Origin of the sequence: Planococcus salinarum, from assembly GCF_007004625.1 — a bacterium.
GTDB classification, from domain to species: Bacteria; Bacillota; Bacilli; order Bacillales_A; family Planococcaceae; genus Planococcus; species Planococcus salinarum.
This window is the reverse complement of the sequence record NZ_VIFV01000015.1, coordinates 59,709-80,850: the sequence shown is the minus strand read 5'-3', so window position 1 is coordinate 80,850 and position 21,142 is coordinate 59,709. Positions and strand designations below refer to the sequence as shown.

20 protein-coding genes, 1 pseudogene and 1 other annotated feature are annotated in these 21,142 nt (G+C 49.6%); of the genes and pseudogenes, 19 read left to right on the top strand and 2 right to left on the bottom strand.

The annotated features are described in order from the left end of the window. The first annotated feature begins 1 nt into the window (after position 1). The 13 genes and pseudogenes from DIJ65_RS10530 to DIJ65_RS10475 all read left to right on the top strand — a co-directional run bounded on the left by DIJ65_RS10530 (position 2) and on the right by DIJ65_RS10475 (position 11,979). Positions 2-910, top strand: a complete 909-nt coding sequence (locus DIJ65_RS10530) for a glycine betaine ABC transporter substrate-binding protein (protein WP_117301978.1) — start codon at positions 2-4, stop codon at positions 908-910. A gap of 182 nt (positions 911-1,092) precedes the next feature. Further along, positions 1,093-2,241 (top strand): thiolase family protein, encoded by a 1,149-nt coding sequence (locus tag DIJ65_RS10525; protein ID WP_117301977.1) that lies wholly within the window; start codon positions 1,093-1,095, stop codon positions 2,239-2,241. Positions 2,242-2,260: 19 nt separating this feature from the next. Continuing rightward, the gene (locus DIJ65_RS10520) at positions 2,261-3,031 is read left to right on the top strand and encodes a 3-hydroxyacyl-CoA dehydrogenase (protein ID WP_117301976.1); all 771 of its coding nucleotides are present in this window, start codon (positions 2,261-2,263) and stop codon (positions 3,029-3,031) included. Positions 3,032-3,097: 66 nt separating this feature from the next. Beyond that, positions 3,098-4,246 (top strand): acyl-CoA dehydrogenase family protein, encoded by a 1,149-nt coding sequence (locus DIJ65_RS10515; RefSeq protein ID WP_117301974.1) that lies wholly within the window; start codon positions 3,098-3,100, stop codon positions 4,244-4,246. A gap of 111 nt (positions 4,247-4,357) precedes the next feature. Continuing rightward, positions 4,358-4,592: a binding site (T-box leader), on the top strand. Positions 4,593-4,653: 61 nt separating this feature from the next. Further along, the gene (trpD, locus tag DIJ65_RS10510) at positions 4,654-5,646 is read left to right on the top strand and encodes an anthranilate phosphoribosyltransferase (RefSeq protein WP_117301972.1); all 993 of its coding nucleotides are present in this window, start codon (positions 4,654-4,656) and stop codon (positions 5,644-5,646) included. Continuing rightward, positions 5,643-6,419, top strand: a complete 777-nt coding sequence (gene trpC, locus DIJ65_RS10505) for an indole-3-glycerol phosphate synthase TrpC (protein ID WP_117301970.1) — start codon at positions 5,643-5,645, stop codon at positions 6,417-6,419. The genes trpD and trpC overlap by 4 nt, the downstream gene beginning before the upstream one ends. Then, positions 6,416-6,988, top strand: a pseudogene (locus DIJ65_RS16570) (phosphoribosylanthranilate isomerase); the annotation flags it as partial. The gene trpC and the pseudogene DIJ65_RS16570, both read left to right, overlap by 4 nt. A gap of 30 nt (positions 6,989-7,018) precedes the next feature. After that, complete coding sequence (gene trpB, locus DIJ65_RS10500; RefSeq protein ID WP_230321384.1) at positions 7,019-8,221, top strand: tryptophan synthase subunit beta; 1,203 nt, start codon at positions 7,019-7,021, stop codon at positions 8,219-8,221. Continuing rightward, entirely contained in the window at positions 8,218-8,988 is a 771-nt protein-coding gene (gene trpA / locus DIJ65_RS10495) for a tryptophan synthase subunit alpha (RefSeq protein ID WP_117301966.1), read from the top strand. The genes trpB and trpA overlap by 4 nt, the downstream gene beginning before the upstream one ends. A 21-nt stretch (positions 8,989-9,009) precedes the next feature. Further along, positions 9,010-9,600 (top strand): DNA-3-methyladenine glycosylase, encoded by a 591-nt coding sequence (locus DIJ65_RS10490; RefSeq protein WP_117301964.1) that lies wholly within the window; start codon positions 9,010-9,012, stop codon positions 9,598-9,600. A gap of 69 nt (positions 9,601-9,669) precedes the next feature. After that, positions 9,670-10,197 (top strand): type 1 glutamine amidotransferase domain-containing protein, encoded by a 528-nt coding sequence (locus DIJ65_RS10485; protein ID WP_117301962.1) that lies wholly within the window; start codon positions 9,670-9,672, stop codon positions 10,195-10,197. 141 nt (positions 10,198-10,338) lie between these two features. Continuing rightward, complete coding sequence (locus DIJ65_RS10480) at positions 10,339-10,668, top strand: ArsR/SmtB family transcription factor (protein WP_117301960.1); 330 nt, start codon at positions 10,339-10,341, stop codon at positions 10,666-10,668. Between the two features lie 15 nt (positions 10,669-10,683). Next, positions 10,684-11,979: an arsenic transporter gene (locus tag DIJ65_RS10475; RefSeq protein WP_117301958.1), complete on the top strand. Its 1,296-nt coding sequence runs from the start codon at positions 10,684-10,686 to the stop codon at positions 11,977-11,979. A 153-nt stretch (positions 11,980-12,132) separates the two neighbouring features. Here DIJ65_RS10475 and DIJ65_RS10470 read toward each other — a convergent pair whose 3' ends face one another. Further along, positions 12,133-12,945, bottom strand: coding sequence for a GNAT family N-acetyltransferase (locus tag DIJ65_RS10470; RefSeq protein ID WP_230321379.1), 813 nt, complete (start codon positions 12,943-12,945; stop codon positions 12,133-12,135). 366 nt (positions 12,946-13,311) lie between these two features. Here DIJ65_RS10470 and DIJ65_RS10465 point away from each other — a divergent pair, with 366 nt between their 5' ends. The 4 genes from DIJ65_RS10465 (at position 13,312) to DIJ65_RS10450 (ending at position 17,717) form a co-directional block, all read left to right on the top strand. Beyond that, positions 13,312-14,238 carry a manganese-dependent inorganic pyrophosphatase gene (locus DIJ65_RS10465; RefSeq protein ID WP_071151860.1) on the top strand — a complete coding sequence of 309 codons (927 nt, stop codon included), beginning with the start codon at positions 13,312-13,314 and terminating at the stop codon, positions 14,236-14,238. A 372-nt stretch (positions 14,239-14,610) separates the two neighbouring features. Next, on the top strand, positions 14,611-15,324 hold the full coding sequence (locus DIJ65_RS10460; protein WP_071151859.1) for a DsbA family oxidoreductase: 714 nt from the start codon (positions 14,611-14,613) through the stop codon (positions 15,322-15,324). 103 nt (positions 15,325-15,427) lie between these two features. Then, complete coding sequence (locus DIJ65_RS10455; protein WP_071151858.1) at positions 15,428-16,057, top strand: FMN-dependent NADH-azoreductase; 630 nt, start codon at positions 15,428-15,430, stop codon at positions 16,055-16,057. A gap of 112 nt (positions 16,058-16,169) precedes the next feature. After that, entirely contained in the window at positions 16,170-17,717 is a 1,548-nt protein-coding gene (locus DIJ65_RS10450) for an FAD-dependent oxidoreductase (protein WP_313903017.1), read from the top strand. Positions 17,718-17,831: 114 nt separating this feature from the next. On the opposite strand, the gene DIJ65_RS10445 is transcribed toward DIJ65_RS10450, so the two are convergent. Then, a complete protein-coding gene (locus DIJ65_RS10445; RefSeq protein ID WP_071151857.1) occupies positions 17,832-18,356 on the bottom strand; it encodes a YceI family protein in 525 nt (174 codons plus the stop codon). Positions 18,357-18,561: 205 nt separating this feature from the next. Between DIJ65_RS10445 and murB the strand changes: the two genes are divergently transcribed. Further along, on the top strand, positions 18,562-19,479 hold the full coding sequence (gene murB / locus DIJ65_RS10440; RefSeq protein ID WP_071151856.1) for a UDP-N-acetylmuramate dehydrogenase: 918 nt from the start codon (positions 18,562-18,564) through the stop codon (positions 19,477-19,479). 92 nt (positions 19,480-19,571) lie between these two features. Further along, positions 19,572-21,050: a potassium/proton antiporter gene (locus DIJ65_RS10435; protein ID WP_117301954.1), complete on the top strand. Its 1,479-nt coding sequence runs from the start codon at positions 19,572-19,574 to the stop codon at positions 21,048-21,050. The last annotated feature ends 92 nt before the right edge of the window (positions 21,051-21,142 follow it).

The following is a 21,142-nucleotide window of genomic DNA, read 5'->3' as shown; positions in this document are numbered from 1 at the left end:
GATGAAAAAAGAATTTATTGGAGCTGTAGCGGCAGGTGCTTTAATCCTGTCGGGTTGTGGTGGAACAGGCGGCGGTGAATCCTCCGATCCGATTATCATCGGTGGTAAGCCGTGGACGGAGCAGTATATCCTCCCTCATATTTTGGGGCAGTATATAGAAGCGAACTCTGATTACACTGTGGAATACGAAGACGGACTTGGAGAGGTATCCATTTTGACGCCGGCACTTGAACAGGGCGATATCGACCTTTACGTGGAATATACGGGCACAGGCCTGAAAGATGTGCTGAAGCAGGAATCAGAGCCGGGCCAATCTTCGGAAGAAGTGTTGGAGCGGGTCCGTGAAGGTTATGAAGAAGAACTGGATGCCACTTGGCTCGAACCTCTGGGCTTCGAAAATGGCTATACGCTCGCCTATTCAAAAGACAGTGGCTATGACGCCGAAACTTATTCGGAACTGGCGGAAATTTCCCAGTCGGAAGACATGAGTTTCGGTGCGCCGCATCCATTTTACGAGCGTCAGGGCGATGGTTACGATGATTTGGTTGCGACTTATCCTTTTGAATTTTCAGCGACCGACAGTTTTGACCCTGCAATTATGTATGAAGCTGTAAATAACGGCGATGTGGATGTCATTCCGGCATTTACGACGGACAGTCGAATTGGGCTGTTCGACTTGGAGACGACAGAAGACGATCTTTCGTTTTTCCCGAAATATGACGCAGCACCTGTAGTCCGGATGGAAACATTGGAAGAATATCCGGAACTTGAAGATCTGCTGAACGAACTTGCAGGGCAGATCAGCGAAGAAGAAATGCTTGCGATGAATGCACGGGTGGATGTGGACCAGGATAAACCGGAGGACGTGGCGAGAGATTTCCTCATTGAAAAAGGATTAATAGAAGAATAAAAACTATATTGGTTCAACTCCCATAAACAGAAAGTTGTAATCGAATCCCGCAGATTGTTTTGCGGGATTTTTTATATGGTTTCAGAGCAGGAATTCGAGTACAATGAAATTGAATGAATAGTCATTCAATTCTGAGCAATAATTCGTTTTATTTATAATAAATGATGATGGGGTGGACAGATATGCGGGAAGTGGTAATCGTTGAAGGGGTAAGAACGGCAGTTGGACGGAGGAAAGGTTCGTTTTCAGAAACAAGGCCCGATGAACTGGCGGCTTTGGTGCTGGAAGAATTGGTGGAGCGGTCTGGTGTGGCTAAGGGGGACGTGGAAGACGTCATCCTGGGATGCGTCTCGCAATCGGGTGAACAGGGTGGGAACATTGCCCGGACCTCGGCATTGATTGCCGGTTTTCCGGATTACGTGCCGGGTGTCACGATTGACCGCCAATGCGGCTCGAGCCAGCAGGCCATCCACTTCGGGGCACAGGCAATTCTGGCGGGGGATATGGATATTGTCATCGCAGGCGGTGTAGAAAGTATGACGCGGGTGCCGATGTTTTCAAATATGCAAGGGGCTAAACCGAGTCCCAAGCTGACGGGGCAATACGAAATCATCAACCAGGGGTTGTCCGCGGAACGCATCGCTGAAAAATGGGGCTTCAGCCGCCGGCAATTGGATGAATTTGCGGAGCGGAGCCACAAGCGGGCGCTGGATGCCATCAAGGCCGGCCGTTACGACAAAGAAATTGTAGCTGTTGAAGTGGAAGGCGAAAACGGTGAAAAGCGCCTGGTGGCAAAAGACGAAGGGCCGCGGCCGGAGACCTCCATGGAAGTTCTTGGCGGATTGAAAACGGTGTTTGATGAAAGCGGTGTCATTACAGCAGGAAATGCCAGCCAGATGAGTGACGGGGCGTCTGCAGTATTATTAATGTCACGCGAAAAAGCGGATGAATTGGGGCTGAAGCCGAAAGCGCGCATCGTTGCCCGCACCGTTGTCGGTTCAGATCCTACGCTGATGCTGACGGGTCCGATAGCCGCGACGAAAAAAGTGTTGGCAAAAGCGGGGCTTACGATTGATGACATGGACCGCTACGAAGTGAACGAAGCGTTTGCACCGGTTCCGCTGGCATGGCTTCATGACACAGGGGCGGATCCGGAAAAACTGAACGTCAATGGCGGAGCGATTGCGCTGGGCCATCCACTCGGTGCAACCGGCACGAAATTGATGGTTTCTTTATTGCATGAATTGGAACGCAGCGGCGGACGCTACGGACTGCTTGCAATCTGTGAAGGGATGGGTATGGCAAACGCAACAATCATCGAACGATTATAAAAGGTCCGGAGGCGAAGGGATGAATACAAATGAAGTGAAAGCAATCATTACCGGTGGAGCGTCAGGGCTCGGAGAAGCGACCGTCCGCCGCATTGTGGAAAGGGGTGGAAAAGCCGCGATTTTCGATTTGAATTCCGCCAGGGCAGCCGAACTCATCGAAGAACTGGGCGAGGAGTCGGTCTGGTATGCGGAAACGGATGTCACCGATGCTGCGCAAGTTGAACAGCAGACCGCCGCTGCCATTGCGCGGTTCGGCTCCGTAAATCTTGTCGTCAATTGTGCGGGCATCGGGACACCCGGGAAAGTCGTTGCAAAAGGTGAACCTCAGCCACTTGAACAATTTGAGAAAGTGATCCGCATCAACCTGATCGGCAGTTTCAACGTATTGCGCGTTGCAGCAGCGGCCATGCAGAAAAATGAACCGAATGAAAACGGTGAGCGTGGTGTCATCATTTCGACTGCATCAGTTGCGGCCTATGAAGGCCAGATTGGACAGGCTGCCTACAGTGCATCAAAAGGCGGCATCGTCTCGATGACGTTGCCGATTGCACGTGAATTGGCGCGAGACGGCATCCGGGTAATGGCAATTGCCCCGGGGCTTATGAAGACCCCGATGGTCGCCGGCTTGCCGGAAGCGGCAATCGCGTCGCTTGAAGCCGCTGTTCCGTTTCCGTCCCGTCTCGGCAGGCCGGAAGAATATGCGCAATTGGTGGAGAGCATCATCGAGAACCCGATGCTGAACGGGGAAACGATTCGGCTGGACGGGGCAATCCGCATGCAGCCAAGATAAAGAGAAGCTTCACTCAGTAGGGGTGTATCCCACTGAGTGTTAAAGCGTGATAAGGGGGACAAAGGAATGGGCAAATATCGTTTTGAAGAAGATGAACATGTAATGTTCCGCAAGTCGTTGCGGAAATTCCTGGAAAAAGAAGCTGTGCCGCAATATGACCAATGGGAGAAGGACCGCCTCATTCCGAAATCGTTCTGGAAACGCCTCGGGGAAATGGGCTTCCTGTGTCCGCAGGTCGAAGAACGGTACGGCGGGTTGGAGCTCGATTTCCGTTATGCCGTCATCATCGGCGAAGAAATGGAACGTGTGGGCGCGAGCCTTACCGGTGTCGGATTGCACAACGACATCACTGTGCCGTATATCGAATCCTACGGCAACGAAGAGCAGAAACAGCGCTGGCTGCCCGGCTGCATTTCCGGCGACTTCATTACCGCGATCGCCATGACTGAACCCGGAGCGGGATCGGATCTGGCGAATATTTCCACGACTGCTGTCCGCGATGGCGACAATTATATCGTTAACGGACAAAAGACCTTCATCACCAACGGCATCAACTCGACGCATGTGGTTGTTGCCGTGAAAACGGACACCAAAGTGGAGTCGAAGCATCGCGGCATTTCACTGCTGATGATCGAAGAAGGGATGCCGGGCTTTACGAAAGGCCGCAAACTGGATAAAGTCGGGCTTCACGCTCAGGATACCTCCGAATTGTATTTTGAAGATTGCGTGGTGCCGGTCGCAAACCTGATCGGCGAAGAAAACAAGGGCTTTACATATTTGATGGAAAAACTCCAGCAGGAGAGGCTGGTAGTGGCGATGGCTGCCCAGACGGCTTCGGAAGATATGCTGGAAATGACAGTGGACTACGTGAAGTCCAGGGAGGCTTTCGGAAAGCCGATTAGCGCTTTCCAGAATACCCAATTCAAGCTGGTTGAAATTGCGACGGAAGTGGAAATCGGACATTCATTCCTGGAATCGTTGATTGAAGAGCACATGGCCGGCAAGGATATCGTGTCCAAAGTGTCGATGGCCAAATTTTGGCTGACGGACACTGCCAAGAAAATATCAGGGGAATGCATGCAATTGCACGGTGGTTACGGCTACATGGAAGAATACAAAATCGCCCGCCGCTACCGCGACATCCCGGTGGCCGCCATTTATGCCGGATCCAATGAAATCATGAAGACGATTGTTGCTAAAAGGATGGGTCTTTGAACCTTCTGCTTGACAGAATAAACAAAATAATTTAATGTAAACATCAACTTGTTGGAAGAGCGGCAAGTCTAATTCGAGAGAAGAGCCCAGAAAAGATGAGAATAGCAGAGTGTAAAATCGAGGATTGAGACGAGTAGGCAGTGGGATCTATTTAGAGAGTCAGCGGCTGGTGGAAGCTGATTGGAGAAACTGCGCGAATGGACTTAGGAGAGCTGGCCTGAAAATGGAAATGAGTAAGGCAGACGTATACCCTGCGTTAAAGGGTAGGGCGAACAGCCTGTTTGAGTGAGTGCAGAAATGCATTAATGCGTGGTGGTACCGCGGTTTTTTTAAACCCGTCCCCGCAACCGGATATCTATCCGGTTGCGGGGACTTTTTGTATTCAAACGAGTTGAGGAGAGATGAAAATGAGACGAGCAGAGAATTTAAGTGAGCATAGAATGTACAGCAAATCGATGGAGATATTGGACGGCAGTATGACAGATGGTGAGATCAAAAAATTTCTTGAAGACTTGCACGAAAAAATTGAGACAGCAGATGAAATGGTCGGCCTCGTCAAAGCGATGAGATCAAAGGCGGTGGCTTTGCCGGAAACAGCCGGCACATTGATCGATGTATGTGGAACCGGAGGCGACCGTTCCTTCAGCTTTAACATCAGCACGCTGACGGCTTTTGTCCTGGCGGGTTGCGGCATGAAAGTTGCCAAACATGGCAATCGCAGCGTTTCAAGCAAAACCGGGAGCGCCGATGTGCTGGAAGAGCTCGGAATTGGGACAACGGCGAATCTGGCCACCATTCCGGAATTGCTCGACAAGACAGGAATCGCCTTTTTATTCGCCCCGACAATCCACCCGGCCCTTGGAAAATTGCGGGACGTGCGGAAGAGCATTGCGACGCCGACAATCTTCAATTTGGTCGGCCCGCTCGCCAACCCATTGCCAATCGAAGTGCAGATGACGGGGGTATACCGCCGGGATATGCTGGAGCCGATGGCCGATGCGCTCATCCGGCTTGGCAGAAAACGCGGTGTGATGGTACATGGAGCCGGCGGCATGGATGAACTTTCTCTTGCCGGCACCAACGAATTATTGCTGTTTAACGAAAATGGCAAAGAGACGATTCAGTTTCATCCGGAACAAGCTGGCCTGAAACTGGCACCGATTGATGCAATCAGAGGTGGAGACGCTAAACGCAATGCCGCGATTTTTATGGAAGTACTGGAAGGCAAAGAGAGTGCATACCTGGACACTGTCGCATTGAACGCCGGTGCCGCGCTTTTCGCAGCGGGCCGTGCCGGTACAATCGCAGAAGGTGTCCATGTTGCGAGAAAGTCTATTGTATCAGGTGAAACGGGGCGCGTATTCGAAGCGCACCGCCGGGCCGTGGGGGTGTTGGTATGAACATATTGGATGAAATCATTGCAGCAAAACGCAGGGAAATACAAGACTATAAAAGCATCGAACCGGCTTCGCCCAATGGTTTTGCGGAAAAATCACGATTGGCGGACCGGCTGAGACAGGGCCGCGGAGTCATCGCGGAAATCAAACGGGCTTCCCCGTCGAAAGGTGATATCCGGCTGGATGTTGACGTTGCCGAGCAGGCGAAAATCTACGAACAGGCAGGAGCGGCTGCAATTTCCGTGTTGACGGATGAATTGTATTTCAAAGGGTCGATGGCTGACCTGGAGAAGGTGGCGCGACTTGTGTCGGTGCCGGTGCTGTGCAAAGACTTTATCGTCGACAGTGTCCAGATTGACCGTGCGAAAAATGCCGGTGCAACCATCATTCTGCTGATCGTAGCGGCACTGGAACAAGGTGAGCTTGAAGAATTGTTTGCTTACGCGCAGGCTGCAGGGCTCGAAGTGCTTGTTGAAGTGCACGACCGTGCAGAGCTCCAAATTGCAGTGGATTTGGGAGCAGAATTGATCGGAGTCAATAACCGCAATTTGAAAACATTTGAAGTGTCACTCCAACAGACAGCGCACATAGCCAAACATTTCCCGGAGGACAGCCATTCATTGCTGATCAGCGAGAGTGGAATCGTTTCCGAAGGCGATGCCTCGTTTGCATTCAGCAAAGGAGCAAACGGCGTACTGGTCGGCGAAGCGTTGATGCGCTCACAAGATGCCGGAGCCTGGATTGCGGCGGTCACTTCACCGGAGGTGCGGAAATGACGAAAGTGAAAATTTGCGGATTGCAGGAAACGGAACACGTAAAGGCGGCAGCGGGAGCTGATGCGGTCGGATTCGTATTTGCCCCGAGCCGGCGAAAAGTTTCCGTTGAACAGGCTGCCCGGTTGGCGGCGGAACTGCCGGAATCGGTTGAGAGGATCGGTGTTTTTGTCAATGCTGACCTGGCGGAAATTCTGGAAGCCATTGAAAAAGTACCGCTGACGATGGTGCAATTGCACGGAGATGAAACGGGCGACTTGATTCGCAGCATCCCGGTCAAAGTGATTCAGGCATTTTCAGTCCGCAATCAAAAGGATGTCGGAAAACTGGAGCAGTCGATTGCGGATTATGTGCTCGTTGATGCGCCGGGTATTGAATACCGCGGCGGCAGCGGCCGGACATTCGATTGGACCTTGCTGGAACATGCTGCAATCGAACCCGGACGGCTGATTGTGGCCGGCGGACTTGATGCCGGCAATGTGCGTGGGGCGATCGAGAGTACCGCGCCATTTATGGTGGACGTCTCCAGCGGCGTTGAAAGGGATGGAAAAAAAGAGACGGACAAGATAAAAGAATTCATAAAAACTGTAAAGGGTGATTCGATGCAGCAAACTAAGGGAACAGAAAAAGATAACGGCTTTTTCGGGCGTTTCGGCGGGCAATTTGTACCCGAAACGTTGATGCGTGCAGTGAAAGAATTGGAAGAGGCGTATGCGGAGGCGAAATATGATCCGGAATTCCAGGCATCTTATCATAGTTACCTGAAAGAATATGTCGGCCGCGAGCAGCCACTCACTTTTGCGGCAAGGCTCACGGAAGCGTGGGGCGGACCGAGAGTTTATCTGAAACGCGAAGACTTGAACCATACCGGCGCCCACAAAATCAATAACGCGATCGGCCAGGCATTGCTGGCGATCCGCATGGGCAAAAGGAAAATCGTCGCGGAAACGGGAGCCGGTCAGCACGGCGTAGCGACAGCGACGATCTGTGCGCTGCTGGATCTCGAATGCGTCATTTTCATGGGTGAGGAAGATATCAGACGGCAGCAATTGAATGTATTCCGGATGAAACTGCTCGGCGCGAAAGTGGAAAGTGTCACAAAAGGCAGTGCCACGTTGAAAGACGCAGTGAATGAAGCCCTACGCTACTGGGTTTCAAATGTCGGCGATACCCATTACCTCATCGGTTCAGCACTTGGACCGCATCCGTTCCCGACCATGGTGCGGGATTTCCAGAGTGTGATTGGGAAAGAAACGCGCAAGCAAATTCTCGAAAAGGAAGGCCGCTTGCCTGATGTGATTCTGGCTTGTGTCGGCGGAGGGTCGAATGCTATCGGCATGTTCCACCCGTTCGTGAATGATGAATCCGTGCGATTAATTGGCGTGGAGGCAGCAGGCGAAGGAGTGGAAACGAACAGGCACGCTGCAACACTTACCAAAGGGACGGAAGGTGTACTTCACGGAGCCTTTATGAAACTGCTGCAGGATGAAAACGGGCAGGTGCAGGAAGCGCATTCGATTTCGGCGGGGCTGGACTACCCGGGCGTCGGTCCGGAACATGTTCACCTGGAAGATATCGGGCGGGTCGAGTACAACGCGGTAACGGACGAAGAAGCGCTGGCTTCGGTCATCAGTTTATCGAGACTCGAAGGCATCATTCCGGCGCTCGAATCGGCACATGCCGTGGCAGAGGCGGAAAAGGCGGCAGCCGGCATGGGGCCGGAAGAAATATTGATCATTTGTGTATCCGGCCGTGGCGACAAGGACATGGCGACCTATGCGGAAAAATTGGAGGGACTGGCATGAAACGCTTACAGACTTTGAAGGACGACGGCGGCAAAGCATTCGTCGCCTATATTATGGCGGGTGACGGCGGATTGGACCGGCTTCGCGACCAGGTTGAATATTTGCAGGGCACAGGTGTAACGGCGATCGAAATCGGCATTCCTTTTTCGGATCCGGTGGCTGATGGCCCAGTAATCGAAGAAGCAGGGAACCGTGCGCTGAACGAAGGCGTGACACTTGATAAAGTTTTATTGGAAATGAAGAGCTGGGATTTCGAGTTGAAAATTCCTTTGATTGTTATGACTTATTTAAATCCGGTCCTCCGTTACGGTGCTGAGCGATTTGCGGAATCCTGCCGGGATGCCGGTGTTTCAGCGGTCATTATTCCAGATCTGCCATTTGAGCATCAGCAGCTGGTGGCACCGTATCTGAAACAGGCGGAAATCACGCTGATTCAACTGGTCACGCTCACCACTACGGAAAATCGGCTGCATGATATTTTGGATGCAGCAGAAGGATTTGTCTATGCTGTTACCGTAACCGGCATTACCGGCGTCCGTGACGAGCTGACGGAAGAAGTGAAAGAATTCATGAAAACAGTCCGCTCCAAAAGCCCGGTGCCTGTTTACGCAGGATTTGGTATTTCCAAAACGGAACACATCGATCTGCTTCGCGATGATGTCGATGGCTTCATCGTAGGTTCGGCGATCGTAAAAGCGTTTCATGACAATAAAATCGAGGATATTGAACCCCTGATCGATGCAGTGACCCACAGCAACCCGGTATAATGGTTGCCGGAGGGATGCAAGATGTTCAAACCAGTAACAGCTGATTTTTTTGAAGGGCCCACTTTGGATTTGTCGCGAAACCTGCTTGGGCAACTGCTGGTCCACGAAATGCCGGACGGGATCGTAGCCGGCCGCATTGTGGAAACCGAAGCCTACATGGGAGCGGAAGACCGTGCGGCGCACAGTTTCGGCAACCGCCGCACCAAACGGACGGAAATTATGTTCGGCAAAGCCGGACTTGTTTATACGTATCAAATGCATACCCATACGCTCATCAATGTAGTCAGTGGACCGGTCGACACGCCGAGCGCGATTCTGATCCGTGCAGTGGAACCGGTTGAAGGCATTGATCTGATGGCGGAGCTTCGGGGTCGCCACCTGCCGATCAAACAATGGACAAGCGGACCCGGCAAGCTGACAAAAGCGATGGGGATTTCAATGGATTACTACGGCCACCATTTTACGGAAAGGCCCTTGTATATTGCGGAAGGCGATCCGGTGCACGCTGTTTCAGTCGGCCCGAGAGTCGGCATCGGCAATTCGCAGGAAGCTGTCCACTATCCATACCGATTTTGGGAACAGGAAAACCCTTATGTATCAAAATTTCGCTGAATGCCATGTTTAGTAACGCAGACAGGTGGAATAATAAGGGAGAGTATAAAACCAAAGGAGTGAAAGATAGTGGCAAAAATCGCAACGCTTATCACGAATATGTTTGAGGACGTAGAATATACCGAACCATCGAAAGCATTCAACGATGCGGGTCACGAAGTTTTCACGATTGAAAAAGAAGCGGGCAAAGAAGTAACAGGTAAAAAAGGTGAGGCTGTCGTATCGATAGACAAAGGCATCGATGACGCAAACCCTGATGATTACGACGCTCTTTTCCTGCCTGGCGGATTCTCGCCGGACCAATTGCGTGCGGATGAACGCTTCGTAAAATTTACGAAAACATTCATGGACGCCAAGAAACCGGTCTTCGCAATCTGCCACGGACCGCAATTGCTGATTTCAGCAAAAGCACTGGAAGGGCGCGACGCAACAGGCTACAAGTCGATTCAAACCGACATGGAATACGCCGGGGCGAAAGTGGTCGACAAGGAAGTCGTAGTGTGCCAAAACCAATTGGTGACAAGCCGACAACCGGACGACATTCCTGCGTTCAATCGCGAGTCGTTGCGTGTACTGGAACAACATTCAGCAAAATAGAAGAGTTGAAAATCGAACCCCGGCAGCTTTGGCTGCCGGGGTTTTTTTATGGTGCGAGGAATTGCGGCTGAATTCCTCCTTGATTAAATAAGCAATCACTTATATAATGGGTAACGAATCTTTTGGAAGAAGGTGAATGAATTGAATTATACCGAAATGGAATCCTATCTGAAGGCGATCAGCGACCATAACCGGATGCTTATACTTAAATATTTATCCAAAGAATCGCTGTGTATATGCGAATTTACGGAATTGCTGGATATGACCCAACCCGCAGTCAGTCAGCACATGCGGAAGTTGAAAACCGCTGAATTGGTGACGGAAGAAAAACGTGGGCGCTGGACCATCTGGTCACTGAATGTTCGGCATGTGCTCTATCCGATGCTGATTCACCTGTTGAGCCTGTTGCCTGAACCGGAAGTCACGGTGGAATCATTGATGGCCGAAGGAAAAAAAGTAGTTTGTGAATAAGGAGATGTTGAAGTAGTGGAAGTAGCATTAGCCAGTTTTATATTTATCGTTACATTAATATTTGTTATATGGCAGCCGCGCGGCTTGTCGATCGGCTGGTCGGCGGTTGCGGGTGCAACGGTTGCATTATTGTTTGGCGTAGTGGATTTCGGGGATGTCTGGGATGTAACCGGCATCGTCTGGAATGCGACGTTGACGTTCGTGGCCCTGATCATTATTTCCCTGATCCTCGATGAAATCGGATTTTTCGAGTGGGCCGCATTACATATGGCGCGTTTGGCCAAAGGCAGCGGACTTCGAATGTTTTTCCTGGTGACCATTCTCGGGGCGATTGTCGCGGCATTGTTTGCCAACGACGGAGCGGCGCTGATCCTGACACCGATCGTTCTCGCCATGGTGCGGGCTTTGAATTTCAAGGATGCAATGATCCTGCCGTTCATCATGGCTTCCGGGTTTATTGCGGATACGGCATCGTTGCCGTTTGTCATCAGCAACCTGGTAAATATCGTATCGGCCGATTTCTTTGATATCGGCTTTACAGAGTACGCGATCAATATGGTCGTGCCGAACCTGTTCAGTATTCTTGCCAGCATGCTGGTGCTGTATCTTTTTTTCCGCAAGGATATTCCAAAGGAATTCGATGCAGGTTCTTTGAAAAAACCGGCATCGGCCATCAAGGATTTGGCAATGTTCCGCCTCTCCTGGGTGGTGCTTGCGGTCTTGTTGGTAGGGTACTTTATGAGTGAATCCCTGGAGATTCCGGTGTCATTCATCGCCGGAGCGGTTGCTGTCATCTTCCTTGCGATTGCACGGAGAAGCGATGCAGTGGAGACAATGACGGTACTGAAGGGCGCGCCGTGGGCAATCGTCTTCTTCTCGATTGGTATGTATGTTGTTGTGTACGGGCTGCGAAACGTTGGCCTGACATCAGTACTCGCGACGGCAATCGAATGGACAGCGGGACATGGGTTCTATGCGGCAACCATTGGCATGGGCTTTATCGCGGCCATTTTGTCTTCAGTGATGAACAATATGCCGACGGTCATGATCAATGCGCTGGCCATTGCTGAAACTGAGACGACGGGCGTAATGCGGGATGCGTTGATCTATGCAAACGTCATCGGTTCCGATCTAGGTCCGAAAATCACCCCGATCGGCTCGCTTGCAACGTTATTGTGGCTGCACGTCCTAAAATTAAAAGGTGTCACCATCAGCTGGGGCTATTATTTCAAAGTGGGGATCATCCTGACGATTCCGACATTATTCATTACCCTGACCGGCCTGTACCTGTGGCTGATGATCCTGAACTAATAAAAATCGTGCTTCCTCCATTATGGAAGGGGCACGATTTTTTGTTGTCCAGACTCCAGCGGCCCAATTCTTCGGGGCATAGATCAAATCAGCTTCGTCGCAAAGAGATGGTCCCCGAAAAGTTCAGGCCATCTCTCACTGTCACTTATCTGCTCAATCTAAAAACTTGGCCATATAAATTTCATCGTAATACTTGCCGTTGATCACCATGGAATCCTGTCGGATGCCTTCAGAGACATATCCGGCCTTTTCAAATAATTTTCTGCCGGGCTTGTCATTTTCGACAACGGTCAATTCCAGACGGCTGATGTTTTTGGAAGCCGCCCATTCTTCGCCTTTTTGCAGGAGCTTGGTGGCAATGCCTTTGCGGCGGGCATTCGCTTGGACTCCAATGCAGATTTCCGCGCGGTGCGCCGCGCGTTTGGCGGCATTTCCGACGATTGTCAGGTAACCGACGTGTTCACCGTTCAAAATGGCGATAAATATTGTGGAATAGCCGCTTTGGCGCCATTCGATTATCTGTTTTCGCACTTTTTGTGTCGATTGGGTGCGCTCGCCCTTGCCATACAGCATGAACTCGGATTCGGCCTCCACTGTTTTCATAAGGGCGGCAAGGGAACGTGCGTCGCCGTGTTCGGCATTGCGTATCAACAGGATATCTTCATCGGCGTTGCCGTCTTTCGCGTTGTTTCCTTTGGAAGAATCGATTCGTTCAAATACGACATAACGGTTCGTCTCCACTTCGCTGACAAAATAACCGGCATCCATCCAGGCGTGGAAATGCTTGGCGGGTGCTTTGGTCTTTTTCCACCAGCTTCTGTTCAGATAAGCGGCATTCGGCAATTGTTGACCCATTATCTGCTCGATTTCATCAAAGCTGAGCTTAATTTGTGTATTAGTGGCAGATGAAAAGTAATTTGCTAACGGAATGTATTTCTTTTCCAGAATTATAGTCAATATTTTCACTTCCCTTTACGAATATTTGGATTAATTGTATTAATTATACCATTAGCACTAGAGCAAAGTATACGAATTTGCCCCTTTATAACAAAAAAATTCTATGCACAATAAAAATGACTTTAAATATACAAATTTATTAGTTTATTATTCCATATTTACTATTTGAATTAACAATAAAACCTATTTTAGTAATTATAAAGGAGTAGTAATATAATACTATAATTCTTTCCGTTACACTATAGTTTTTTAGCGTTTTAATCGAAAGTGGCAAAAAAACTGTCGGGAAACATATTCCTTTGACCTGAAAGTTCAGCTGCACAGGCAGTTATGGTAGAATTACACGGAAACCAACATTGATCAGGAGGCATAAAAATGTCAAAAGTTTTTGTACTGGGCCATAAAAATCCGGACACGGATTCGGTATGTTCGGCTATTGCGTATGCATATCTTAAAAATGAAACAGGGCTGGAAGCGGAAGCCATCCGGCTTGGCGAAATGAATAACGAAACGACTTTCGCTTTGAAGGAGTTCGGTTTTGAAGCGCCGCGCCTTGTACAACGCGTTTCGGAGGAAGTTTCCCAGGTGATTCTCGTAGACCACAATGAACGCCAGCAAAGTGCGGAAGATATCGATGAGGTGCAGGTGATTGAAGTGATTGACCATCACCGGATTGCCAACTTTGAAACGACAGATCCATTGTTTTTCCGTGCTGAACCTGTCGGCTGCACGACAACCATTCTGCTGAAGCTGTATAAGGAAAATGGGGTGGAAATTCCAGCGAATATCGCCGGGTTGATGTTATCCGCTATCATTTCCGATTCGCTCCTGTTCAAATCGCCTACCTGCACGGAACAGGATGTCCGAGCGGCACGCGAACTGGCTGGAATTGCCGGTGTAAATGTGGATTCCTATGGTTTGGAGATGTTGAAAGCAGGAGCCGATCTCAGCAATAAAACCCTGGAAGATCTAATTTCACTGGATGCAAAAGAGTTTGAAGCAGGGGACCACCGTTTTGAAGTGGCACAGGTCAACGCGATCGATGTGTCGGAAGTACTGGAGCGCCAGCACGACCTGGAAGCACTGATGGCACAGGCCATCAGCAGAAAGAATCTCGATCTTTTTGTTTTCGTTGTGACGGACATCCTGAACAACGATTCCGAAGCGATTGTCATCGGCAGAAGATCTGATATTATTGAGGGCGCGTTCAAATCAAGTGTCATCAACAACCGTGTGCTGCTGCCGGGCATTGTTTCCCGCAAAAAACAGATTGTACCTGTCATTACCGAAGCATTGAGCTGATTCCCGTTTGGGGATCAGTTTTTTTGGCCGGAAATAAAAATCCATATAAGTTGAACTGAAGAATTTAAATAAATAAGGCGAGAAAACCTTTCGTCTTATTGCTTCGCCCAGTACCGAGCCGCGCCGTCGCTTTTCTCGGTGTCCAGACTCCGGCGGCCCAGCTCTTCGGGGCATAAGCCGGTCTAGTGTCTAGTCTTCAACGGCCAACTCCTCGGACTTAAGCTGTCCTTCCTATGCGGCAAAGGACGCCGCTCCGCTATTCCGTCTTATGCCTTTCAGAGCTAAACGGGCGCCTCCGCTTTTCTTGTCTATAAGCAGAAATATTGAGCACGGGATTTTTGGTTGCTATAGTAAGTGGCGAGGTGAATTATGATGTTAAAAATAGAAATCTGGTCTGACTATGTGTGCCCTTTTTGTTACATAGGCAAACGCACACTGGAACAGGCCCTGTTAAAAACCGGCTTTAATAATCAGGCCGAAGTTACATTTAAAGCTTATCAGTTGGATCCGACGACTCCTGAGGATACCAACGTTCCTGTATATGAAAGTTTGGCTGCGAAATTCGGGCAATCCGTGGAGCAGGCAAAAGAAATGTCCAAAGGCGTGGCGCAGCATGCCCAACAAGTCGGCCTGGAATATGATTTTGACAATATGGTCCAGGCGAATACGCTTGCGGCACACCGTCTCGTGAAATGGGCGGAAACTCAGGGCCGGGATGCAGCGCTGACTGAACAGTTGCTCAAAGGTTATTTCATCAAGGCTGAAAATATCGGCAAACATGATGTATTGCTGGATAACGCGGAGGCGGTCGGCTTGCCGCGCAACGAAGCGAAACTCGTGTTGGAATCTGACGACTTTATGAAAGACGTCGAACAGGATATTGCGGAAGCAGGCCAATTGGGCGTGCAGGGCGTTCCGTTTTTCGTCATCAACCGCAAATATGCCATTTCCGGTGCCCAGCCATTGGAGGCATTCGCCGATTCGCTCAAGCAGATTGCAGATGAAGAAGGCTTGCGCCCAGCTCTGAAACCGCTTGGCAACAAAGAGACAAGTTACTGCACCGGAGATTCCTGCAACTCGGATTGAATCCTTTGAGCAGCCTGTTTGACTTCAATCCAATTACTGATTAAACTAATAAAGTCTTTAATTTGAGATAAATAACATTAGGATATAAAGGAGTTTTGGAATAATGAACGTGTTAGTTGTAAAAGCCAATAACCGCCCGGCTTCAGAGGGTGTTTCAAGTAAAATGTACGACGTATTCATGGACAATGTAGGAACGGATGCAAACATAAAAACGTTTGACGTCTTCAAGGAAGATATGCCATATTTCGGCCAGGATTTCTTCGACGCTATGCAGAAGTCTGCACAGGCTGAAGAATTGAACGACATCGAACAGCGCATTTTGACTGCAGCCAACAAAGCGATGGACGCCTTCCTTGATGCTGATGTGGTCGTATTCGCATTCCCGTTATGGAATAAGACAATACCGGCGCCGCTTCAGACATTCATCGATTATGTCTACCGTGCAGGTGTAACGTTCAAATATACGGAAGAAGGTCCACAAGGCCTTGTGCCGGAAAAGAAAGTCATTATCCTCAATGCACGCGGAGGCGTTTACTCGACTCCGGAAATGGCGCCAAGTGAAATGAGCGTCAATTATATTCGTATGATCATGAATTTCTTCGGCATCGAAGACATCGAAGAAGTGATTATCGAAGGCCACAATATGTATCCTGACAAAGCGCAGGAAATCATCGAAGACGGCATGAAACGCGTTGAAGAAATGGCTCAATCATTTGAAAAAGCGAGAGTTTAATAAGAGATTCCCAAAACCCGGAAACGCGCCAGCGTTTCCGGGTTTTTCTTTACGCTTATTTTTCGGAGGTAAGGGTACATAAGAGGTAAATGACAATAATAGGAGGTATCAGATGACGATGAACAGTGAAAACAGACAGATACCGGAATCGAAAAAGTCATACTGGCGCGAGTTTGAGGAGATAGCTGATTATCCGCAGCTGCAGAAAAACGAGTCGACGGAAGTGGGTGTGGTCGGTGGCGGCATTGCAGGCATCATCAGTGCTTATTTATTGGCGAAAGCAGGGAAAAAGGTAACGCTGATCGAGGCGGACAAATTAGTGGATGGCGTTACAGGCTACACGACTGCGAAAGTTTCGGCACAGCACGACCTGATTTATTCAACATTGATTAAAATGTCCGGAGAAATTGAAGCGAAAAAATATTTTGACGCCAATATGGAAGGCCTGGAATTTATAAAAAATATGGCTGTCGAACTTGGCATTGACTGTGATTTTGAACATCATGATGCGTTCGTATACGCAAATACGGCGGCCGGTGCAAAATTGATTGAGCAGGAAGCGGAGGCATACCGGCAGCTCGGAATACCCGGGGGACTGGCGAAAGAAGAAATGGACCTGCCGTTTGATGTGAAAGAAGCCATCGTCATGCGCGGGCAGGCGCAATTCCATCCGGTAAAATTCCTGGCAGGGCTCGTAAAAGAATTCGAACGCCTCGGCGGCACCATTTATGAAAAAACACGTGCGTTGAAAATTCTCAGCAAAAACAATCCGGTGATCCAAACGGAAAACATGTCCCATCTTTCCTGTGACAAAGTGATTGTGGCAACGCATTACCCGTTCAATGACACAGACGGCATGTATTTTGCCAGAATGTCAGTGGAACGTTCCTATGTGGTGGCGGCAAAAGTGAAAGGCGACATGCCGAAGCACATGTATATCAGTACCGACCTGCCGAGCCGTTCACTGCGTTATGCCACAGATGGAAATGGGGAACGGCTGCTGCTGATCGGCGGCGAAGACCATGGATCCGGAAAGCATAAAGGCGATACGATGGAAAACTATAAAAAGCTGGCGGAATGGGGAGACAAGTATTTTGGCGTGGAAACCATACCATATCGCTGGTCGGCGCAGGATATGACAACGCTCGATAAAATTCCTTATATCGGTACAAGCACCGTGGGCTACGAAAACATTCTGGTGGCGACAGGCTTCCATAAATGGGGCATGACTCATGGAGCGCTAGCGGGAATGCTTCTGCGTGATCAGATTCTGGGCAATGAAAACCGTTACGCATCACTATACGATCCGACCCGCACGAAGATGAAACCGGCCGATATGGCAAGCTTTGCAAAAGACAATGCGTCTGTTGCGAAAGAATTGGTCAAAGGCAAATTGCAACGGCCGACGAAGACAGCCGACTCCCTCGAAAAAGGGGAAGGTGCAAGCGTCAAAACCACGAAAGGCGCTGCGGGAGGCTACCGGGACCAATACGGCCAGCTCCATCTGGTCGATACCACCTGCACACATCTGGGCTGCGAAACGAAGTGGAATGACGCCGAACGATCATGGGATTGCCCGTGCCACGGTTCCCGCTTCTCCTATACGGGCGAAGTGCTGGAAGGCCCGGCCGTTAAACCGCTGAAGCGGCTTGAAGAGTAATTAATTATATGAATAAAAAGCAAAAAAGGAGCTGCAGTTTAATCTGCAGCTCCTTTTATTAATGATAAGAAAGTAAAGGATTTATAGGGAAGAGTGCTCGCGCCGTCGCTTTTCTTATGCCGGATTCGCTTGCAATTCCAGCGAGATCTTGATGTCTTCGCCGACCAATACGCCGCCTGTTTCAAGCGTCTGGTTCCAGGTAAGACCGAAATCTTTGCGGTTTACTTTGCCTTCGCCGCTGAAAGCCACAACTTCCACGCCCCATGGGTTGGTTCCTTTGCCGCCGTATTCCACGTCAAAAGTGGCCAGGCGCGTAACGCCTTTCATCGTCAGGTCGCCAGTCAACTCATACTCGTCATCGCCTTTTTTAGCGATTTCGTTTGCTTTGAATGTGATATGCGGATGCTGCTCGGCATCGAAGAAGTCGGCTGAACGCAGGTGGTTGTCGCGGTCTGCATTGTTCGTGTTGATGCTTGCCACGTCGATTTTGAAATCGATCAATGCGTTTTGAATATCCGTTTCGTCACCTTCCACTTGAGCATCGTATGATGCGAAAGAGCCTTTTACTTTTGATACCATCATATGCTTTACTGAGAAACCGATTTCCGAATGTGCTGCGTCTACTGTCCATTTTTTCATGTTTAAATTCCTCCAATTTTTTTAATGTCCAGCCAAACTATAGAACAATAAAACTATGATGTCAATATACTTTAATTAAATATTCTCGAATTCAAGATAAAATTTTTATTGGACTTTTGTACGTAAGTGGCTGCAAACGCTTGTCAAATGACTGATAAAATCGGATACTATTAGAAGTTAAACGTTTAGAAGGGATTTGCTTGGGATGACGAAAGAAAGATGGTTATCAGACCTACGCCGATTTGTGGCGGACAGCCACGTGAAAATCGACGAACCGCTTCATCTGCATACATTGACAAAAATGGGCGGACCGGCTGATATTTTTGTAGCACCTACGAATGAAGATGAAACTGCTTATACAGTAAAATATGCTTTTGAAAATGAAGTTCCATTGTTGATGCTGGGGAACGGTTCCAATATGGTAGTGCGTGACGGGGGTGTCCGCGGAATCGTCCTGAACCTGAAAAGCCTCAACGAGATCCGCATCGACGGGCTTGGTGTTTATGCACAGGGCGGTGCAAACATCAAGGAAGTTTCAAAGGCGGCAGCCAGCCATACCTTAACGGGCTTTGAATTCGCCTGTGGCATACCCGGCTCGGTCGGCGGGGCGATGGCGATGAATGCCGGAGCCTATGGCGGCGAGATCAAGGACATTATTGTCCAGGCGACAGTCCTGACCCGCGAAGGGGAAAAGTTCGTCTTGTCCAAAGAAGAACTTGAGATGGACTACCGCAAAAGTGTCATTACGAAGAAAGGCTATTATGTCCTTTCAGCTGAATTCAATCTCGAAAGAGGCGATCAGAACGTAATTGATGCAAAAATGGCCGACCTTACCCATCAACGCGAATCAAAGCAGCCACTTGAATTTCCTTCAGCTGGCAGTGTATTCAAGCGTCCTCCGGGCAATTTTGCCGGCAAGCTGATACAGGAAAGCGGGTTGCAGGGCAAAGGTTTTGGCGGAGCGGAAGTTTCGATGAAGCATGCAGGATTTATCGTCAATAAAAACAATGCCACAGCCAATGATTACATCCAGACGATTAACATGGTGAAGTCGGCAGTACGTGAAAAATTCGGCATCGACTTGGAACTTGAAGTGAAAATTGTCGGTGACGACACAGTGTAAGAGAACTACGGGAATCCTTGGAAAAGGCGTTCCCGTTTTTTTAATAGGCTAAAATTATGCTATAATTGAATAGTAAAAAAACCTGGGAGCTGATGGTGATCGACTATACAATTAACGGAATCATCCTGATTAGCGGCGCTTTCCTGTTGATGGGTGTGCTGATGACAAAAGTTTCAGCACGCGCCGGCGTCCCTTCCCTCGTTCTCTTCATGGTCATCGGAATGATTCTCGGCAGTGACATAACCGGACTCATCTACTTCTCCAGCGCAGAGATTGCCCAGCTTGTCGGCGTCTTCGCTTTGATTATTATCCTCTTTGAAGGCGGTTTGCAGACCCAGTGGAAAAATATACGGCCCGTGCTCGGCACTTCTCTTGTGCTGGCCACACTCGGGGTCCTCATTACAACCGCGGTAGTAGCATTCGCTGCATATTACGTTTTAGACATTTCAGTCCTTGAAGCGCTGCTTCTGGGATCGATTGTGGGATCCACGGATGCGGCCGCTGTATTCTCGGTGCTTGCCGGCCAAAATATCAAAGGAAGAATTTCTTCTACACTGGAAGCAGAATCCGGAACCAACGACCCGATGGCGATGTTCCTGACGATTGCGATTATCCAGTTGATCCTCACGCCTGAAGCCTCCGTCTTTACAATGCTCGGCAGTTTTGTACTGCAGATGGGCGTCGGAGCGGTTCTCGGGCTTGTTCTTGGGTTATTCGCTTCATGGACGATAAACCGGATCAAATTGAATGCTTCCGGACTTTATGCAGTGCTGTCTGTCGGTTTCGCTATTTTCATCTACAGTTTGACGGCAATTCTTGGAGGCAGCGGGCTGTTGGCCGTTTACCTGGCGGCGCTTGTCATCGGGACGCGGGACCTGACGCACAGCTACTCAATCATCAGTTTCAATGAAGGGCTTGCGTGGCTCATGCAGATTCTGATGTTCGTCATTCTCGGCCTTCTCGTTTTCCCGAGCCAGTTGGCTGAATGGGACCTGATCTGGAAAGGCCTGATCCTGTCGCTGGTATTGATCTTTATCGCTCGTCCGATTGCGGTTTTCGCCTCGACGATCTTTTTCGATTATTCATTGAATGAAAAGCTGTTCATGTCGTGGGCGGGACTGCGCGGTGCCGTACCGATCGTCCTTGCGACGTTCCCGATGCTTGCCGGCCTGGACAACAGCTTCCTGTTCTTTAATGTCGTCTTCTTTATCGTGTTGACCTCGGCGTTGCTGCAGGGTTCCACAATTCCGTTTGTTGCCAACAGGCTGAAGCTCAACGGCAAGCCATCGCCAAAGCGCATCCATTCACTGGAATTGGTGTCGATGGATAAAGCGAATGCGGAAATGCTCGAAGTTGAATTGACGAGCAAATCACCTTTCGCCGGCCAGCTGGTGCAGACGATCGGCCTGCCGAAACAGACCTTGATCAGCGCAATCATCCGTTCGGGCAGGCTCGTCATGCCGACCGGGACAACTAAACTCAAGGTCGGAGATGTGCTCTATGTCCTGACGGAGAAAAAACAAGTTTCAAAAGTGAAGATGGTTCTCGGCGAAGAGGACATCGTAAACTAGCCCGCAAAATTGCGGGCTAGTTTTTATATATATAAGTTGAATTGGAGAATCAGCATAAATAGAATGCTTCGGCGCATTGGACAAGCCTATGC

What these genes read in the sequence shown, in the direction of transcription:
- DIJ65_RS10530 (WP_117301978.1), top strand. Translation starts at nt 2, where the DNA reads ATGAAAAAAGAATTTATTGGAGCTGTAGCGGCAGGTGCTTTAATCCTG.
- DIJ65_RS10525 (WP_117301977.1), top strand. Translation starts at nt 1,093, where the DNA reads ATGCGGGAAGTGGTAATCGTTGAAGGGGTAAGAACGGCAGTTGGACGG.
- DIJ65_RS10520 (WP_117301976.1), top strand. Translation starts at nt 2,261, where the DNA reads ATGAATACAAATGAAGTGAAAGCAATCATTACCGGTGGAGCGTCAGGG.
- DIJ65_RS10515 (WP_117301974.1), top strand. Translation starts at nt 3,098, where the DNA reads ATGGGCAAATATCGTTTTGAAGAAGATGAACATGTAATGTTCCGCAAG.
- trpD (WP_117301972.1), top strand. Translation starts at nt 4,654, where the DNA reads ATGAGACGAGCAGAGAATTTAAGTGAGCATAGAATGTACAGCAAATCG.
- trpC (WP_117301970.1), top strand. Translation starts at nt 5,643, where the DNA reads ATGAACATATTGGATGAAATCATTGCAGCAAAACGCAGGGAAATACAA.
- trpB (WP_230321384.1), top strand. Translation starts at nt 7,019, where the DNA reads ATGCAGCAAACTAAGGGAACAGAAAAAGATAACGGCTTTTTCGGGCGT.
- trpA (WP_117301966.1), top strand. Translation starts at nt 8,218, where the DNA reads ATGAAACGCTTACAGACTTTGAAGGACGACGGCGGCAAAGCATTCGTC.
- DIJ65_RS10490 (WP_117301964.1), top strand. Translation starts at nt 9,010, where the DNA reads ATGTTCAAACCAGTAACAGCTGATTTTTTTGAAGGGCCCACTTTGGAT.
- DIJ65_RS10465 (WP_071151860.1), top strand. Translation starts at nt 13,312, where the DNA reads ATGTCAAAAGTTTTTGTACTGGGCCATAAAAATCCGGACACGGATTCG.
- DIJ65_RS10460 (WP_071151859.1), top strand. Translation starts at nt 14,611, where the DNA reads ATGTTAAAAATAGAAATCTGGTCTGACTATGTGTGCCCTTTTTGTTAC.
- DIJ65_RS10455 (WP_071151858.1), top strand. Translation starts at nt 15,428, where the DNA reads ATGAACGTGTTAGTTGTAAAAGCCAATAACCGCCCGGCTTCAGAGGGT.
- DIJ65_RS10450 (WP_313903017.1), top strand. Translation starts at nt 16,170, where the DNA reads ATGACGATGAACAGTGAAAACAGACAGATACCGGAATCGAAAAAGTCA.
- DIJ65_RS10445 (WP_071151857.1), bottom strand. Translation starts at nt 18,356, where the DNA reads ATGAAAAAATGGACAGTAGACGCAGCACATTCGGAAATCGGTTTCTCA.
- murB (WP_071151856.1), top strand. Translation starts at nt 18,562, where the DNA reads ATGACGAAAGAAAGATGGTTATCAGACCTACGCCGATTTGTGGCGGAC.
- DIJ65_RS10435 (WP_117301954.1), top strand. Translation starts at nt 19,572, where the DNA reads ATGGTGATCGACTATACAATTAACGGAATCATCCTGATTAGCGGCGCT.